The organism is Streptomyces sp. AC512_CC834 (assembly GCF_019049325.1).
Lineage (GTDB): Bacteria > Actinomycetota > Actinomycetes > Streptomycetales > Streptomycetaceae > Streptomyces.
On sequence record NZ_JAGMUO010000120.1, the window covers coordinates 86,630 to 102,757 of the forward strand.

14 protein-coding genes are annotated in these 16,128 nt (G+C 72.1%); 5 read left to right on the top strand and 9 right to left on the bottom strand.

Annotated elements, in window-relative coordinates:
* Positions 1 to 24: 24 nt before the first annotated feature.
* Genes KUM40_RS37175 through glnA4 form a run of 3 tightly spaced genes read right to left on the bottom strand, consistent with a single transcriptional unit; the run spans position 25 to position 3,647 of the window.
* A complete protein-coding gene (locus KUM40_RS37175; RefSeq protein WP_217170733.1) occupies positions 25 to 837 on the bottom strand; it encodes a 3-oxoacyl-ACP reductase in 813 nt (270 codons plus the stop codon).
* A 6-nt stretch (positions 838 to 843) separates the two neighbouring features.
* Positions 844 to 2,256 carry an aldehyde dehydrogenase gene (locus KUM40_RS37180; RefSeq protein ID WP_374227458.1) on the bottom strand — a complete coding sequence of 471 codons (1,413 nt, stop codon included), beginning with the start codon at positions 2,254 to 2,256 and terminating at the stop codon, positions 844 to 846.
* 26 nt (positions 2,257 to 2,282) lie between these two features.
* Entirely contained in the window at positions 2,283 to 3,647 is a 1,365-nt protein-coding gene (glnA4, locus tag KUM40_RS37185) for a gamma-glutamylethanolamide synthetase GlnA4 (protein ID WP_217170735.1), read from the bottom strand.
* Between the two features lie 107 nt (positions 3,648 to 3,754).
* Here glnA4 and KUM40_RS37190 point away from each other — a divergent pair, with 107 nt between their 5' ends.
* Both KUM40_RS37190 and KUM40_RS37195 read left to right on the top strand, forming a co-directional pair.
* Entirely contained in the window at positions 3,755 to 4,465 is a 711-nt protein-coding gene (locus KUM40_RS37190; protein ID WP_308401324.1) for an FCD domain-containing protein, read from the top strand.
* Positions 4,466 to 4,541: 76 nt separating this feature from the next.
* Positions 4,542 to 5,234, top strand: coding sequence for a gamma-glutamyl-gamma-aminobutyrate hydrolase family protein (locus KUM40_RS37195; RefSeq protein WP_217170737.1), 693 nt, complete (start codon positions 4,542 to 4,544; stop codon positions 5,232 to 5,234).
* 552 nt (positions 5,235 to 5,786) lie between these two features.
* Here KUM40_RS37195 and KUM40_RS37200 read toward each other — a convergent pair.
* The 5 genes from KUM40_RS37200 to KUM40_RS37220 all read right to left on the bottom strand — a co-directional run bounded on the left by KUM40_RS37200 (position 5,787) and on the right by KUM40_RS37220 (position 12,331).
* Positions 5,787 to 6,641 carry a LysR family transcriptional regulator gene (locus tag KUM40_RS37200; protein WP_254396269.1) on the bottom strand — a complete coding sequence of 285 codons (855 nt, stop codon included), beginning with the start codon at positions 6,639 to 6,641 and terminating at the stop codon, positions 5,787 to 5,789.
* Positions 6,642 to 6,805: 164 nt separating this feature from the next.
* Positions 6,806 to 7,519, bottom strand: coding sequence for a helical backbone metal receptor (locus KUM40_RS37205; RefSeq protein WP_217170908.1), 714 nt, complete (start codon positions 7,517 to 7,519; stop codon positions 6,806 to 6,808).
* A 10-nt stretch (positions 7,520 to 7,529) separates the two neighbouring features.
* On the bottom strand, positions 7,530 to 8,099 hold the full coding sequence (locus KUM40_RS37210) for a helix-turn-helix domain-containing protein (RefSeq protein WP_217170738.1): 570 nt from the start codon (positions 8,097 to 8,099) through the stop codon (positions 7,530 to 7,532).
* Positions 8,100 to 8,568: 469 nt separating this feature from the next.
* Complete coding sequence (locus tag KUM40_RS37215; protein ID WP_217170739.1) at positions 8,569 to 11,184, bottom strand: ABC transporter permease/substrate binding protein; 2,616 nt, start codon at positions 11,182 to 11,184, stop codon at positions 8,569 to 8,571.
* On the bottom strand, positions 11,177 to 12,331 hold the full coding sequence (locus tag KUM40_RS37220) for a glycine betaine/L-proline ABC transporter ATP-binding protein (RefSeq protein ID WP_217170740.1): 1,155 nt from the start codon (positions 12,329 to 12,331) through the stop codon (positions 11,177 to 11,179). The genes KUM40_RS37215 and KUM40_RS37220 overlap by 8 nt, the downstream gene beginning before the upstream one ends.
* Positions 12,332 to 12,524: 193 nt before the next feature.
* On the opposite strand from KUM40_RS37220, the gene KUM40_RS37225 reads away from it, so the two are divergent.
* Complete coding sequence (locus KUM40_RS37225) at positions 12,525 to 13,430, top strand: 5'-3' exonuclease (RefSeq protein WP_217170909.1); 906 nt, start codon at positions 12,525 to 12,527, stop codon at positions 13,428 to 13,430.
* Between the two features lie 126 nt (positions 13,431 to 13,556).
* On the top strand, positions 13,557 to 14,402 hold the full coding sequence (locus tag KUM40_RS37230) for a siderophore-interacting protein (protein ID WP_217170741.1): 846 nt from the start codon (positions 13,557 to 13,559) through the stop codon (positions 14,400 to 14,402).
* Between the two features lie 52 nt (positions 14,403 to 14,454).
* Here KUM40_RS37230 and KUM40_RS37235 read toward each other — a convergent pair whose 3' ends face one another.
* Positions 14,455 to 15,036 carry a GNAT family N-acetyltransferase gene (locus tag KUM40_RS37235; RefSeq protein ID WP_217170742.1) on the bottom strand — a complete coding sequence of 194 codons (582 nt, stop codon included), beginning with the start codon at positions 15,034 to 15,036 and terminating at the stop codon, positions 14,455 to 14,457.
* Between the two features lie 107 nt (positions 15,037 to 15,143).
* On the opposite strand from KUM40_RS37235, the gene KUM40_RS37240 reads away from it, so the two are divergent.
* On the top strand, positions 15,144 to 16,112 hold the full coding sequence (locus KUM40_RS37240) for an RluA family pseudouridine synthase (RefSeq protein WP_217170743.1): 969 nt from the start codon (positions 15,144 to 15,146) through the stop codon (positions 16,110 to 16,112).
* Positions 16,113 to 16,128 lie beyond the last annotated feature (16 nt).

Sequence of the window (16,128 nt, forward strand, 5' to 3'; positions counted from 1 at the left end):
CTGTAGGACGCCGCACGCGGCGAGCTACACCGGTGTGACGTACGCCCCGGAGATCCCGCCGTCCACCAGGAAGTCGGTGGCGTTGACGAAGGAGGAGTCGTCGCTGGCCAGGAAGGCGACGGCGGCGGCGATCTCCGCGGCCTCGGCGAAACGTCCGAGGGGGATGTGGACGAGGCGGCGCGCGGCGCGTTCCGGGTCCTTGGCGAACAGTTCCCGCAGGAGCGGGGTGTTGACCGGGCCGGGGCAGAGCGCGTTGACGCGGATGCCCTCCCGGGCGAACTGCACGCCCAGTTCCCGGGACATGGCGAGGACGCCGCCCTTGGACGCGGTGTACGAGATCTGCGAGGTGGCCGCGCCCATCCGGGCCACGAAGGACGCGGTGTTGATGATGGACCCCCGGCCCTGGCGCCGCATGTAGGGGATGGCGGCCTTGCAGCACAGGTAGACGGAGGTGAGGTTGACCTCCTGGACGCGCTTCCACGCCTCCAGGCCGGTCTCCAGGATGGAGTCGTCGTCGGGCGGCGAGATGCCGGCGTTGTTGAAGGCGACGTCGACGCTGCCGTAGGTGTCGTAGGCCGCCCGGAACAGCGCGTCGACCTGTTCGGGGTCGGTGACGTCGGCCCTGACGAAGGTCCCGCCGGTGTCCTCGGCCGCCGCCTTGCCCCGGGTCTCGTCCACGTCGCCGCAGACGACGTGGGCGCCCTCCGAGGCCAGGCGTCGTGCGGTGGCGAGGCCGATGCCGCTGCCCGCTCCGGTGACGACGGCGGTACGGCCGACCAGGCGACGGCAGACGATGTCCTCGGCGACGAGTGGCCCGGTGGTGAGTGGCTCGGTCATGAGTGGCTAAGCCTCCGTGTTCGTCGAGACGTTGCTGATGAATACGTTCTTGGTCTCGGTGAAGGCGGTCAGCGCGTCCGGGCCGAGTTCGCGGCCGAGGCCGGACTGTTTGAACCCGCCGAAGGGTGTCCAGTAGCGGACGCCGGCATGGGAGTTGACGGACAGGTTCCCGGCGCGGACCGCGCCGGACACGCGCAGGGCGCGGCCGACGTCCCCGGTCCACAGTGAGCCGGCCAGGCCGTAGTCGGTGGCGTTGGCCAGGCGGATCGCGTCGGCCTCGTCCTCGAAGGGCAGGACGACGGCGACGGGTCCGAAGACCTCCTCGACGGCCACGCGCGCGTGCGCCTCGACACCGGTGAGGACGGTCGGCGGGTACCAGAAGCCGGGGCCGCCCTCGGGGGCCTTGCCGCGGATGGCGGCGGCGTCGGCGGGGACGTAGGAGCGGACGCGGTCCAGTTGGGCGCGGGAGATGAGGGGGCCCATCTCGGTGCTCTCGTCGGCCGGGTCGCCGACGCGGACGGACTCGATCGCCGGGGTCAGGAGGGCGAGGAAGCGGTCGTACACCGTGCGCTGGACGAGGACGCGGGTGCGGGCGCAGCAGTCCTGGCCGCTGTTGTCGAGGAAGGACATGGGCGCGGCGGCCGCGGCGGCCTCGATGTCGGCGTCGGCGAAAATGATGTTGGGGCTCTTGCCGCCGAGTTCGAGGGTGACGGGCTTGAGGAGCGCGGCGCCCTTGGCCGCGACCCGCCGGCCCACCTTCGCCGACCCGGTGAACACGATCTTCGCCACGCCCGGGTGTTCGACCAGCGCGTCGCCGGCGACGGGCCCGTGTCCCGGCAGTACTTGGAAGAGGCCCTCGGGGAGACCGGCGGACAGGGCGAGTTCGGCCAGGCGCAGCGCGGTGAGCGGGGTCGTCTCGGCGGGCTTGAGGAGGACCGCGTTGCCCGCCGCCAGCGCCGGTGCCGTGCCCCAGGCCGCGATCGGCATCGGGAAGTTCCAGGGGGCGATGACGCCGACGACGCCGAGCGGTTCGAGGAGCGTGACGTCCAAGCCGCCGGCGACCGGGATCTGGCGTCCGGTGAGCCGCTCCACTCCCCCGGCGGCGTAGTCGAGCAGGTCGCGGACGTTGCCGGCCTCCCAGCGGGCGTTGCCGATGGTGTGCCCGGCCTCGCGGACCTCGAGCCGGGCCAGTTCCTCCAGGTGCTCGTCGACGGCCCCGGCGAAGCGGCGCAGCAGCCGGGCCCGGTCGCCGGGGGCGAGGGCGGCCCAGGTGGTCTGCGCCCGTGCGGCCCGTACGACGGCGGCGTCCACGTCGGCCGCGGAGGCGGCGGGGACCGAGGCGAGGACCTCTTCGGTGGCGGGGTTCAGTACCCGTAGCTCGTCGGACGGTTCGGCGGAAGGATCAGACAGGTCGGTCACGTCGGTCACGTCGGACAACGGGTGCCTCACATGCGTTCGAAGGAGCGGCGCAGCTCCCAGTCCGTGACGGCGGCGTCGAACGCGTCGAGTTCGACACGCGCCATGTTGCGGTAGTGGGCGACGACCTCGTCACCGAAGGCGGCCTTGGCGAGGGCGCTGTTCTCCCACAGCTCGGCGGCCTCGCGCAGGGTGGTGGGGACGTGGGCGAAGTCGGCGGTGTAGGCGTTGCCCGGGCACGGTTCGGGCAGTTCCAGGCGCTGCTCGACGCCGTGCAGTCCGGCCGCGACCATGCCGGCCACCGCGAGGTACGGGTTGACGTCGCCGCCGGGGAGCCGGTTCTCGAAGCGCAGGGAGCGGCCGTGGCCGACCACGCGCAGGGCGCAGGTGCGGTTGTCGTGCCCCCAGGCGACCGCGGTCGGGGCGAAGGAGCCGGGCTGGAACCGTTTGTAGGAGTTGATGTGCGGGGCGTAGAGGAGGGAGAACTCGCGCAGCGCCACCAGTTGTCCGGCGAGGAAGTGCCGCATGACCTCGGACATGCCGCCCTCTCGGTCGTCGGCCATGACGCTGTTGTCGTCGGCGTCGGCGAGGGAGAGGTGGATGTGGCAGGAGTTGCCCTCCAGCTCGTTGTACTTGGCCATGAAGGTGAGGGACATGCCCTCCTGGGCTGCGATCTCCTTGGCGCCGGTCTTGTAGACCGCGTGCTGGTCGCAGGTGACCAGGGCCTCGTCGTAGCGGAAGGCGATCTCGTGCTGGCCGGGGTTGCACTCGCCCTTGGCGGACTCGACGGTGAGGCCGGCGCCGGCCATCTCGTTGCGGATGCGGCGCAGCAGGGGTTCGACGCGGCCGGTGCCGAGCACGGAGTAGTCGACGTTGTACTGGTTGGCCGGGGTCAGGCCGCGGTAGTTCGCGTCCCAGGCGTGTTCGTAGGTGTCCCGGAAGACGATGAACTCCAGCTCGGTGCCGACCTGCGCGGTGTGCCCGTGTCCGGCGAGCCGTTCCAGTTGGCGGCGCAGGATCTGGCGGGGCGCGGCGAGCACCGGGGAGCCGTCCTCCCAGGCGAGGTCGGCGACGACCATGGCGGTGCCCTCGTTCCAGGGCAGCCGGCGCAGGGTCGCCGGGTCGGTGTGCATGGCGAAGTCGCCGTAGCCGCGGTCCCAGGAGGACATCGCGTAGCCGTCGACGGTGTTCATGTCGGCGTCGACGGCGAGGAGGTAGTTGCAGCCCTCGGTGCCGTGCGCCAGGACCTCGTCGAGGAAGAAGCGCGCGGCGAACCGCTTGCCCTGGAGGCGGCCCTGCATGTCGGGGAAGGCCAGGACGACGGTGTCTATGTCACCGGCGGCGACGAGGGCGTGCAGTTCCTCGACCCCGAGCGGGGGTGTGCGGTCTGCCACGGGGAGAGCCTCCTTCTGGCCGGGAGCCATAAGGTATGGCGGGGAACCATTGGTTGGGAAGGGGGCGCGGCCGCGTGCGGGAGGAATCCGGCGTGAGTTCCGGGAGTGTGACGGACCGGCTGGCGCCGGTGCTGCGACCGGTGCGGGCCGGCAACGGTTTCGAGGAGGCGCTGGAGCAGATCCTCCAGGTCGTCAGGCTGGGCCTGGTGTCGGGGGGCGAGCGACTGCCGGCCGAGCGGGAGCTGGCGGAGCGGCTGGGGATCAGCCGGGTGACGCTGCGTGAGGTGCTGCGGGTCCTCCAGGACCAGGGGCTGGTCCAGGCGCGACGCGGCCGGTACGGCGGAACGTTCGTGCTGCCTCGCGCGGACGCGGGCGGCGAGGACGAACTGCGGCGCCGGGTGGCCGGGGTCGACATCGAGGACGTGCTGCGCTTCCGGGAGGTGCTGGAGGTGGGCGCGGCCGGGCTGTGCGCGGCGCACGGGCTGACGCGGGCGTCGGCGGCACGGCTGCGCGAGGCGCTGGCCGGCACGCGGGACGCGCCGCTGCCGGAGTACCGGCGGCTGGACACGAGGCTGCACCTCACGCTCGCGGAGCTGTGCGGCTCACCGGCCCTGGCGGCGCAGTACGCGGCGGTCCGCGCCACCCTCAACGACCTGCTGGACTGCATCCCGCTGCTGGTGCGCAACCTGGAGCACTCCCAGCGCCAGCACGCCGCGCTCGTGGAGGCGGTGCTCGACGGGGACGCGGACGGGGCGCGGGAGATCACGCGGGAACACTGCGCGGGGACGGCGGCGCTACTGCGCGGGTTCCTGGCGTGAGCGCCGCGCGGAAAAGGTATGAGACCGGTCCTTTACGAGGACGAGGGATGGAAGGAAGAGGGAGGACGGAGGACGGATGGCGCACAGGCCGCTGATCGGCGTCAGCACGTATCTGGAGTCCGGGGCGCGCTGGGGTGTGTGGGAGCTGGAGGCGGCGTTGTTGCCGGCTGGGTATCCCCGGCTGGTGCAGCGGGCGGGTGGACTGGCCGCGATGCTCCCGCCGGACGCGCCGGAGCACGCCGCCGCGACCGTCTCCCGCCTCGACGGGGTGGTGATCGCGGGCGGCCCGGACGTGGAGCCGGTCCGCTACGACGCCGAGCCCGATCCCCGCACCGGCCCGCCCGCCCGGGCCCGGGACACCTGGGAGCTGGCGCTCATCGAGGCGGCCCTGGCCGCGCGCGTCCCGCTGCTGGGCATCTGCCGGGGCATGCAACTGCTCAACGTCGCCCTGGGCGGCACGCTCGTCCAGCACGTCGAGGGCCACGCCGAGGTGGTGGGCGTGTTCGGCGGCCACCCGGTCCGGCCGGTGCCGGGGACGCTGTACGCCGCTGCCGTGCCGGAGGAGGCGTTCGTGCCGACGTACCACCACCAGGCGGTGGACCGGCTCGGCACGGGCCTGGTCGCCTCGGCCCACGCGGCGGACGGCACCGTGGAGGCCCTGGAACTGCCGTCCGGCCCCGGCTGGGTCCTAGGCGTGCAGTGGCATCCGGAGATGGGCGAGGACGTACGGGTGATGCGAGCGCTGATCGACGCGACCCGCTCGCGCTGAGTCGGCCCCGCCGGGCAGTGACAGCCGAGCCACCCCACCCGCGCACCCGCCGACGGGCACCCTCACGACCGGACACGCCCCCGCGGCCACGCCTGCCCCCGGGTCAGCCGACACCACTAGACGAGCCGAGCCCGCCACGCAGTGACCGCCGGCCACACCACCCGTACCACCCGCACCACCGGCACTACCCGCGGCACCCGCAGCACCCGCAGCCCCCGCAGACGAGCCCCTCACGACCGGACATGCCCCCGCCGCCACGCCTGCCCCCGGGTCAGCCGACACCAGTCGACAAGCCGAGCCCCCAGGGCAGTGACCGCCGGGCCACACGACCCGCACCACCCGCACCACCGACACCGTCCGCAGCACCCTCAGCGCCCTCAGACGAGCCCTCTCTACCGGACCCGCCGCCACGCCTGCCCTCGGGGCAACCGACACCACTCGGCGAGCCGGGCCCGCCGGGCTGTGGCCGCCAGGCCACGCCACCCGCAGCACTCGCAGCGCCCTCGGGCGAGCCCCTCACGACCGGACACGCCCACAGACCCGTCGGCACGCCTAGGCCCTGGTCAGGGACAGCAGTTGGCGGGCCGGGCCCGTCGGGCGGTGGCCGGTGGGCCAGACCGCTCGTAGGTCGCGGGCCAGGACGACATCGGCCACGGGGACGCTCACCAGGCGTCGGGTGGTCAGTTCCTCGCCGACGGCGAGTTCGCTGAGGACGGAGGGGCCGGCGCCACCCACCGCGGCCGCCTTCACCGCCGTGGTGGAGGACAGTTCGATCAGGGGGCGGGCCAGGCCGCCCAGCGCCTCGTCCAGGACCTGCCGGGTGCCCGAGCCCTTCTCCCGCAGGATCAGCGGGGTCGCCGCCAGCTCCGCCGCGGCCAGCGGGCGCCTGCGGCGGGCCCAGGGGTGGCCCGGCGCGGTGACGACGATGAGCCGGTCGTGGGCGATGACGGCGGAGTCGAGGCCCGCCGGCACGCTCACCCCCTCCACGAAACCGAGGTCGGCCTCCCCGGCCAGCAGGCGCTCCGCGACCGCCGCCGAGTTCCCGGCGAGCAGCGACACCGCGGTGTCCGGCAACTGCGCGCGCAGCGCGACCAGCCAGCCCGGCAGCAGGTACTCGGCGATGGTCATGCTCGCCGCCACCCTCAGCCGCGAGTCCCGCCGGTCCCGCAGTGCCTGCGCGCCCGCGTCGAACGCCTCGGCGGCCTCCACGATCCGCCGCGCCCAGTCCGTGACCAGCGCGCCCGCGTCGGTGAGCCGGGAGCCGCGCGGTGAGCGGTCCACCAGGGCGACGCCCAACTGCCGTTCCATCGAGCGCACGCGGCTGCTGGCGGCCGGCTGCGTGATGCCCAGCTCGCGCGCGGCCCCGCCGAGGCTGCCCAGGCGCGCCACCGCCAACAGCAGCTCCATCGCCCCGAGGTCCGGCACCCGGTGCGCCAGCGAGCCCGACACGTGCCGCTCCCTTGTGCCGTGCCCGCCCTCCACGCCGGCCGCACCGCGCGTGCCGCCCGTGCCGCTGCTCGTACTGCTGCTCATAACTTCAGTTTATGCCCTGCTGGGGACAGGGTGTCTGGTCATCGCAGCGCCGCGGCCAGTGCCCGGGGCGCCTCCGCCAGCGACGGCCCGTACCACGTGAGGTGGCGCCCGTCGACGAGGGCGCAGGGCAGGCCGGGGAAGGCCTCCGGGCCGTCGTCAGCGGTGAAGCGGTACGGCTCGTCCGGCAGGACCACGACGTCCGGGCGGGCCGCCCGCAGTTCGTCCACCGGGATCTTGGGGTAGCGCTCGGTGTGTGTGGCGTACAGGTGGTCGACGCCGAGGCGGGACAGGACGTCACCGGCGAAGGTGTCGCGGCCCAGCACCATCCAGGGCCTGCGCCAGATCGGCACCACGGCCGTGCGGCGCCGCTCCGGGGGCGAGGACGGCAGGTCCGACCAGGCCGCCTCGGCCTCGTCCAGCCACCGGGGCCGGGAGGGCGCGCCGCAGGCGGTGAGCACCCGGTCCAGCTCGGTGAAGGCCTGCGGCACGGTACGCACCTCGGTGACCAGCACCTCGACGCCCGCGGCGCGCAGGGCGTCCAGGTCGGGGGCGCGGTTCTCCTCCTCGTTGGCGACCACCAGGTCGGGCGCCAGGGAGAGGATCCGGTCGGTCTTCGGGTTCTTGGTGCCGCCGACGCGCACGACGTCCAGACCGGCCGGGTGCGTGCACCAGTCGGTCGCGCCGACCAGGGCCCCGGGGACCGTACCGGCCACCGCCTCGGTCAGCGACGGCACCAGGGAGACCACCCTCACCGGCATGTCCTCACCGTCGGGGCCCTTCCCGGACCGCCTCGATGTGCTCGGCGACGGCGACGACGATCAGCCGCGTGTCGGACACCGTGGCCCGCCAGCGGTGCCGCACCCCGCCGGTGAGGTACAGCGTGTCACCACGCCCGAGCCGGTAGGCGCGGCCCTCGGCCTCGATCTCCACGGCACCCTCGGCGACGAACATCAACTGGTCGTTGCGGTACTGCAGTTCGCGCCCCGCGTCGTGGTCGCCGGTGAACTCGGAGGCGTGCATCTGGTGGTGTCCGCGCACCAGGGAGCGCACCTTGGGTGCCGGCTCGGGGTCGAGGTCCTCGGCACGGACCACGTCGACGCTGCACGCGGGGTCGGCGGCGGCGAGCAGTTCCACGGCGGTGGTGCGCAGGGCGTCGGCCACCTTCTCCAGGGAACTCTGGCTGGGCCGCGCCCGGTCGTTCTCGATCTGGCTCAGGAAGGGCACGGACAGGCCGCTGCGCTCGGACACCACGGCGAGGGTGAGTTCGAGGGCCCGGCGCCGTCGCCGTACGGCCGCGCCCACCCGAAGATGCTGATCTTTGTGGTCGCCCATCGCTCCGGCTCCCTCCTTCACTCGTCGTCGTACCGGTCGTACCGGTCGTAGCCGTCGTGCCCGTCGTGCCCGTCGTGCCCCGTTCGGGGGCGCCGTCCTCCTGATGAGTTCTCTGCACCCTACGCATGTTCGGCAAACCGTTTCAGGCGGCCGTCACATCGACGTCACGGTGCGATGGCCGCGACCTCACGGTTCTCGCCACCGGCAGGCGGGTCCTTCCGCCGTACCGGAGGCCTTACCGGTTCAAGGCGTGGGCGGCCCTCCGTGTTCCCGCCCGCCGCTCCCGGCCGGTGGAGCGATGCTCAGGCAGGGGGTTGGCGCTCCGTGGTTGGCCGAATCCTTACCGTGTCCGGGCCGGAGACGGCCCGAGGGGTGGGCCCGGCGGCGCGCCGTCAGGAGGCGCCGCCGGGCCCACCCCTCGGGGTGGCCGGTACGACGATGCCGTACCGGTCCCATGTGCGTCGTGCTACTACGGGGTCATCCGGCCGACCATGTCCGGGTGCTCCTTCAGCCAGGCCGCGACGGCTTCCTCCTCGTGGCCCTGACCGCGCTTCTCGATCTCGGCCTCGAGGCTGCCCAGCTCGTCCTCGCTCATGTGGAAGTTCTTGATCCACTCGGTGAGCTGCGGGTACTGCTCGGGGAACTTCTTGCTGGAGATGGTGCGGATCGTGTTGCCCTCGCCGAAGGCCTTCTTGGGGTCCTTCAGCTTGGTCAGCTCGTACTCGCTGTAGGCCCAGTGCGGCGACCACAGGACGACCGCCACCGGCTCCTTCTTGGCGAGGGCCCGCTTGAGCTCGGCCATCATCGCCGGCGTGGAGCCGTCGACGACCTTGTACTCGTCCTCCAGGCCGTAGCCCGGCATGACCTCGTTCTTCAGCAACTGCATCTCACCGGTGCCGGGCTCGATGCCGATGATCTTCCCGTCGAAGAGGTCGGCCTTGCCCTTGAGATCCGCGAGGGATTTGACGTCCTTCACGTACGCGGGGACCGCGATCTCCAGGGAGGTCGGTTCGTACCAGGTGCCCAGGTCGTTGAGGTTGTCCTTGTGTTTCTTCCAGTAATTGCTCTGGGCGTACGGCAGCCAGGCGTCGAAGTTGAGGTCGAGGTCTCCGGTGGCCAGGCCGGTGTAGACCGGGCCGACGTCCATCTGCTTCAGGTTCAGCTTGTAGCCGCGCCGCTCCAGGACGTTCTTCCACAGGTAGGTGACGGCGACGTCCTCGTCCCAGGGGAACCAGGCCACGTCGACCGTCCGCTTGGCCTCGGCGGGGGTGGCGCCGGAGCCGCCCGCGACCGGGGCGAGCTTGTCGACGACGCCCGGGTTGGCCTTGAGCCAGGTGCGGACGGCCTTCTGCTGCTGTCCCTTGCCGGCCTTGTTGATCTCGGCCTCGAGGCTGGTGAGCTGCTTCTCCGTCATGGAGAAGTTCTTCAGCCACTTGGTGACGACCGGGTTGTCGTCCGAGAAGCCCTTGCGGGACAGCGTGTGCACGCCGTCGCCCTTGCCCCAGGCGTCCTTGGGGTCCTTCAGCTTCTTCAGGTCGTAGTCGTTGTACGCCCAGTGCGGGGACCACAGCGGGACGACGATCGGCTCCTTCTTGGCGAGGGCCCGCTTCAGCTCGGCCAGCATCGCCGGCGTGGAGCTGTCGACGACCTCGTACTCCTTGTCGAGACCGTACGCCTTGAGGATCTTGGTCTTGAGCAGGTTCGTCTCGCCGGCGCTGGACTCGATGCCGGTGATCTTCCCGTCGAAGAGGTCGCCCTTGCCCTTGAGGTCCGCGAGGGTATTGATGTCCTTCATGTACGCCGGGACGGTCAGTTCCAGCGACGTCTCGTCGTACCAGGAGCCGAGGTCGTCGAGCTGCTCGCCGTACTTCTTCCAGTACTGCTCGTGGGTCGTCGGCAGCCACGAGTCGGTCTGGAAGTCGATGCTGCCCTGTGCGAGCGCGGTGTACAGGGGGGCGACCTCGAACTGCTTGGCCTGGACCTCGAAGCCGCGCTGTTCGAGGATCTCCTTCCACAGGTACGTGGAGGCGACGCCCTCGTCCCAGGGGATGTAGCCGATGGAGATCTTCTTGCCCTCGCCGACGTTCTTGCCGCCGGATGCCGTGTCGGCGTCGTCGTCGGTGCCGCCGAACATGCCCATGCCGCCGGCCACCAGACCGAGGATCACGATGCCGATCACGGCGACCTGCGGCTGGGGGCGGTAGGACCAGATCTTCAGGCCCTTGGCGGCGCGTGCCTTGGCGGCGGCGCGGCGGCCCAGCGGGGAGACGTGGGTGCCCAGCGCGCTGGTCATGCGGTCCAGGTAGATCGCCAGGATCACGATGGCGAGACCGGCCTCGGCGCCGAGGCCGACGTTGAGCTGGCCGATGGACTCCATGACGTCGCCGCCGAGGCCGCCGGTGCCGACCATGCCGGCGATCGCGGCCATGGACAGGCCCAGCATGATGACCTGGTTGACGCCCGCCATCACCGTCGGCAGGGCCAGCGGGAGCTGGACGCGCAGCAGGGTGTTGCGGGGCGTGGTGCCGAACGCCTCCGCCGCCTCGACCAGCTCCTTGTCGACCTGGCGGATGCCCAGCTCGGTCATGCGGACGCCGGGGGCGAGCGCGAAGATCAGCGTGGCCACGATGCCCGGGGCGGAACCGGTCCCGAAGAACAGGATCGCCGGGATCAGGTAGATCATCGCGGGCAGCGTCTGCATGAAGTCCAGGACCGGCCGGACGAACGCGCTCACCCGGTCCGAGCGCGCCGCCCAGATGCCCACCGGCACCGCCACCACCAGGGCGATGATCGTGGCGACCAGCAGGAGCGCCAGCGTCACCATCGCGTTCTCCCACAGTTCGAGGGAGTCGATGAAGGCGAATCCGGCGAAGGAGAGGATGCCTGCGAAGGTGCCGCGCAGCCAGAAGGCCAGCACGGCGAAAATGCCGGCGAGCAGCAGCGGCTCGGGCGCCTGGAGGACGGCGTTGATGCCGTCGTAGGCGCCGGTGAAGATGTCCTTGAGGAACGTGAAGAGCCAGGAGACGTTGTTGAGCAGCCAGTCGACGGCGCTGTTGACCCAGTCGCCGAGGGGAATCCTAGGCACGGCTGATCACCTTCTTGCCACCCTTGTCCCGCGGGCTGGCGCAGACACCGGGAACGATGTCGGCCTCGTCGCCGAGGAAGCCGATGAGCCGCTGGGCGGGGACGACCCCGACCAGGTGACGGTCACTGTCCAGCACCGCCACCGCGTGGGGCACGCGGGCGCTGATCGCGCACAGCTCCGCGAACGGCGTGTCGGGCATGGCGGTCTCGCAGTCGCAGTCGGCCTCGTCGCCGCGCACGTCGGTCTCCATGACGGCACCGGCGGTCAGGACGCGGGAGCGGTCGACGTCCTTGGTGAAGGAGGCGACGTAGTCGTTGGCGGGACGTATCAGGATGTCCTGCGCGGTGCCTATCTGCTCGATCCGGCCGTCGCGCATCATGGCGATGCGGTCGCCGAGGCGCATGGCCTCGTTGAGGTCGTGGGTGATGAAGACGATGGTCTTCTTCAGGGTCTTCTGCAGGTCGAGCAACTGGTCCTGCATGTCGCGGCGGATCAGCGGGTCGAGGGCGCTGAAGGACTCGTCCATCAGCAGCAGGTCGGCGTCCGTGGCGAGCGCGCGGGCCAGGCCGACACGCTGCTGCATGCCGCCGGACAGCTCGTCGGGCCAGGACTTCTCCCAGCCGGCCAGGCCGCACATGGCGAGCGCCTCGTCGGCGCGGCGTTCGCGCTCGGCGCGGGGCACGCCCTGCACTTCAAGACCGTAGGCAGCGTTGTCACGGACGCTGCGGTGCGGGAAGAGCGCGAAGTGCTGGAAGACCATGCTGATCTTCTTGGAACGGACCTCTCGCACCTCGCGGTCGCTGAGCTCGGTGAGGTCCTGGCCCCCGAAGCGGACGTGCCCGGCGGTCGGCTCCGACAGACCGTTGAGCATGCGCAGCAGCGTGGACTTGCCGGATCCGGACAGACCCATGACCACGAAGATCTCGCCGGGCTCCACGGTGAAGGACGCGTCGATGACGGCGGCGGTGGTGCCGTCGGCACGCAGCGCCTCCCGGACGTCCCCCTGATCCTTGCGGACGTCCCCCTGGTCCTCGCGGGCGTCCCCCTGGTTCTTGTGGACGTCCCCCTGGCGCAGTCGTTCGACTGCCTGGTCCGGTTTCCTGCCGAAGACCTTGTACAGGTGTTCGGCCTCTAGTCTGGCTGACACGCTTACCTCTTGAGTCGGGGGCAGGGGCAGGGCGCGAAGCTCCCCTAACAGTTGAATGCATCAACCAGCTCCGGCCCGGCTGCGCGCCTGCCCGGATACTTATGCGCCAAACATCTGAGTGATTCAGTTCACAGGTCCTCCCTCACTCACCCACGCCACCTGCGGCATGATGCGAGGCGTGACCGGACGACTGATGCTTCTCGACACCGCCTCCCTCTACTTCCGCGCGTACTTCGGCGTGCCGGACTCGGTGAGGGCGCCCGACGGCACGCCGGTGAACGCCGTGCGCGGGCTCCTCGACTTCATCGACCGCCTGGTGAAGGACCACCGGCCCGACCATCTGGTGGCCTGCATGGACGCCGACTGGCGGCCGCACTGGCGGGTGGAGCTGATCCACTCCTACAAGGCGCACCGCGTGGCCGAGGAGCGCCCGGCGGGCCCCGACGCCGAGGCGGTGCCCGACACGCTGTCGCCGCAGGTGCCGGTCATCGAGGCCGTCCTCGACGCGCTCGGCATCGCCCGTGTCGGTGTGGCCGGGTACGAGGCGGACGACGTCATCGGCACGTACACCGCGCGGGCCACCGGCCCGGTCGACATCGTCACCGGCGACCGGGACCTCTACCAGCTCGTCGACGACGCCCGGGGCGTGCGCGTGCTCTACCCGGTCAAGGGCGTCGGCACGCTCAACCTCACCGACGAGGCCGCGCTGCGCGAGAAATACGGCGTCGACGGGCGCGGGTACGCCGACCTGGCGCTGCTGCGGGGCGACCCGAGCGACGGCCTGCCCGGCGTGGCCGGCATCGGCGAGAAGACGGCGGCCAAGCTGCTCGCCGAGTTCGGGGACCTGGCCGGGATTCAGGCCGCCGTCGACGACCCGAAGGCGAAGCTCACCCCCTCGCAGCGCAAGCGGCTGACCGAGGCACGGCCGTATCTCGCGGTCGCCCCGAAGGTCGTCCGGGTGGCCGACGACGTCCCACTGCCGGACGTCGGCACCGCGCTGCCGCACGGTCCGCGCGATGCCGCGGCGCTGGACGGGCTGGCGGCCCGCTGGGGTCTGGGCGGCTCACTGCAACGGCTGCTGACCACGCTCACCGCCTGAGGCGTACCGCGCGGCGCCCGTTCCATGAGCCACAAGCAGGGCCGGGATGCTAGCTTAGGTAAACCTAACCCCCCGGGAACCGCACGCAGGGACCAGGGACCGCACGCAGGGAGCAGGGAGGCCGTCATGGCAGACCGTCCGGCACGCAAGCCGCGCAAGCCGCACACCGCAGAGGTCGTCCGCACCGAGCGGCTGACCCCGCACATGCAGCGCGTGGTGCTCGGCGGCGAGGGACTCTCCGCGTTCGCCGCGGACACCTGCACCGACCACTATGTGAAGTTGCTGTTCCCCGGCGGGGGCGCGACGTATCCGGAGCCCTTCGACATGGAGCGGATCCGTGCGGAGTTCCCGCGCGAGCAGTGGCCGGTGACCCGGACGTACACCGTGCGCCACTGGGATGCCGAGCACCTCGAGATGACGCTGGACTTCGTCATCCACGGCGACGAGGGTCTTGCCGGGCCCTGGGCGAAGCGCGTACGGCCCGGCGAGAGTGTCCACTTCATGGGTCCGGGCGGTGCCTACGCCCCCGACACCACCGCCGACTGGCACCTGCTCGCCGGCGACGCGAGCGCGCTGCCCGCGATCGCCCGGTCCCTGGAGGCGCTGCCCGACGGCACTCGCGCGTTCGTCTTCGTCGAGATCGACGGCTCCGAGGAGGAGCAGAAGATCGACTCCGACGTGGAGGTCGTCTGGCTGCACCGCGGCGACCGGCCGGTGGGCCGGGCTCTGGTCGAGGCCGTGCGCGCACTGGACTTCCCCGAGGGACGGGTGCACGCGTTCGTCCACGGCGAGGCCGCCTGTGTGAAGGAACTGCGCCAGTACCTCCGGGTGGAGCGCGAGCTCCCCCGCGAGAACCTGTCCATCTCCGGCTACTGGCGGCTCGGCCACAACGAGGACGGCTGGCAGGCCTCGAAGCGGGAGTGGAACGCCCGCATCGAGGCCGAGCAGGAGAGCACGACCGCCGCCGAGTAGCGGCACGGTGGCTCTGCACGGGGGCGCTGTCGGACGGCGCGACGTCCCGGTCTCAGTCGCCGCGTACGCGCGCGTGCAGGTGCATGTCGTGCCACCCGTCGGGATGAAGCACGGCGCGACGCTTGGTGCCCTCCAGGGTGAACCCGGTCTTCCGGGCCACCCGGCACGAGGCCTCGTTCGCCACGGCGTGCAGGAGTTCAAGGCGCTGGAAGCCGATCTCGTCCAGGGCCCAGTGGGCGAGCGTCCGCGTGGCACGCCCGGCGACGCCCCGGCCGCGGGCCGCCGCCGTGGTCCAGTACGCGACCTCGGCGCCCCCGTCGCCCAGCATGACCTCCCGCAGGGCCACCCGGCCGAGCAGCCGGTCGTCGGCCGCGTCGGCGACCGCCCACTGGACACCCCGCTCCTGCTCCCAGGCCCGCTGCCACTCGCCGATCCAGCCGCGCACCTCCTCCTCGGAGTCGGCGGCGCGTACGTGCCACTGGTGCATCACCGGGTCCTGGAAGGCCGCGTGCACGGCGGGAGCGTCCTCCGTGCGCCACGGGCGCAGCAGCAGCCCGTCGCCGGTGGGCAGGGTGGGCTGCGGGGTACGGGAGAGGGCGCCTGCGGCGAGGACCGGGCGGGTCAGATAGGGCATGGGCGGCATCCTGCCAACGGGACCGGTCGGCGGCCCAGCGGTTTTCCGCCGCGGTCCCACCGCCTCGCCCCACCGCCGCAGGTCACCGCCTCGTACGCTGGCTGGTGATGAGACGCCGCACCCCTCCCCCGCCCTCGCCCCTGCCGCAGCGTGACGGCATCGACGCGATGCGGGTGCGGCTGCCCCCGGCGGGGCCGTGGTCCACGGTGCGTGACCACCTGACGGAGCGGCTGTCCGGCGCGGGCGCAGGCGTGGTCGACGCCATGTTCGACGCCGGGCGGTTCGTCGGCGCGGACGGGCGGCCGGTGGCAAGCGACGCGCCGTACCAGCCGGGCATGTTCGTGTGGTTCCACCGCGAGCCGCGCGCCGAGGTCGCGGTGCCCTTCCCGCTGGAGATCGTGTACCGCGACGAGCACGTCGTCGTCGCGGACAAGCCGCACTTCCTGGCCACCACCCCGCGCGGCGGCCATGTCACCCAGACCGCGCTGGCACGGCTCCGCCGGGAGCTGGGCATCCCGACGCTGGGCGCCGCGCACCGCCTCGACCGGCTCACCGCGGGACTGGTCCTGTTCACCGTGCGCCCCGAGGAACGCGGCGCGTACCAGAGCCTGTTCGGCGACCGGCGGGTGCACAAGGAGTACGAGGCCGTGGCCCCGTACGATCCCGCGCTCGCCCTTCCCCGGACGGTCCGCAGCCGGATCCTCAAGGAGCGCGGGGTGCTCGCCGCCCGCGAGGTCGACGGCGAGCCGAACGCCGTGACCCGCGTCGAGCTGCTCGAACACCGTCCGGACGGCGGGCTCGGACCCGGGCTCGGGCTCGGGCGGTACCGGCTGCTGCCCCGCACCGGGCAGACCCACCAGCTACGCGTGCACATGAACGCCCTCGGCGTGCCGATCCTCGGCGACCCGCTCTACCCCGAGGTGACCGCCCCCGTGCCGGCCGGTGACTTCCGGCGCCCGCTGCAACTGCTCGCGCGGGAGCTGGGGTTCACCGATCCGGTCACGGGGCGCGAGCACCGCTTCCGCAGCGGACGGTCCCTGGGCGCCTGGTCGGCGTACGAGGACTGGGCGGCGTAGGAGGGTAGGAGGGCCG

Excerpts from the sequence above, each read along its gene's own strand:
- KUM40_RS37175 (WP_217170733.1), bottom strand. The coding sequence starts at position 837 with ATGACCGAGCCACTCACCACCGGGCCACTCGTCGCCGAGGACATCGTC.
- KUM40_RS37195 (WP_217170737.1), top strand. The coding sequence starts at position 4,542 with ATGGCGCACAGGCCGCTGATCGGCGTCAGCACGTATCTGGAGTCCGGG.
- KUM40_RS37200 (WP_254396269.1), bottom strand. The coding sequence starts at position 6,641 with ATGGAGCTGCTGTTGGCGGTGGCGCGCCTGGGCAGCCTCGGCGGGGCC.
- KUM40_RS37210 (WP_217170738.1), bottom strand. The coding sequence starts at position 8,099 with ATGGGCGACCACAAAGATCAGCATCTTCGGGTGGGCGCGGCCGTACGG.
- KUM40_RS37225 (WP_217170909.1), top strand. The coding sequence starts at position 12,525 with ATGCTTCTCGACACCGCCTCCCTCTACTTCCGCGCGTACTTCGGCGTG.
- KUM40_RS37230 (WP_217170741.1), top strand. The coding sequence starts at position 13,557 with ATGGCAGACCGTCCGGCACGCAAGCCGCGCAAGCCGCACACCGCAGAG.
- KUM40_RS37235 (WP_217170742.1), bottom strand. The coding sequence starts at position 15,036 with ATGCCCTATCTGACCCGCCCGGTCCTCGCCGCAGGCGCCCTCTCCCGT.
- KUM40_RS37240 (WP_217170743.1), top strand. The coding sequence starts at position 15,144 with ATGAGACGCCGCACCCCTCCCCCGCCCTCGCCCCTGCCGCAGCGTGAC.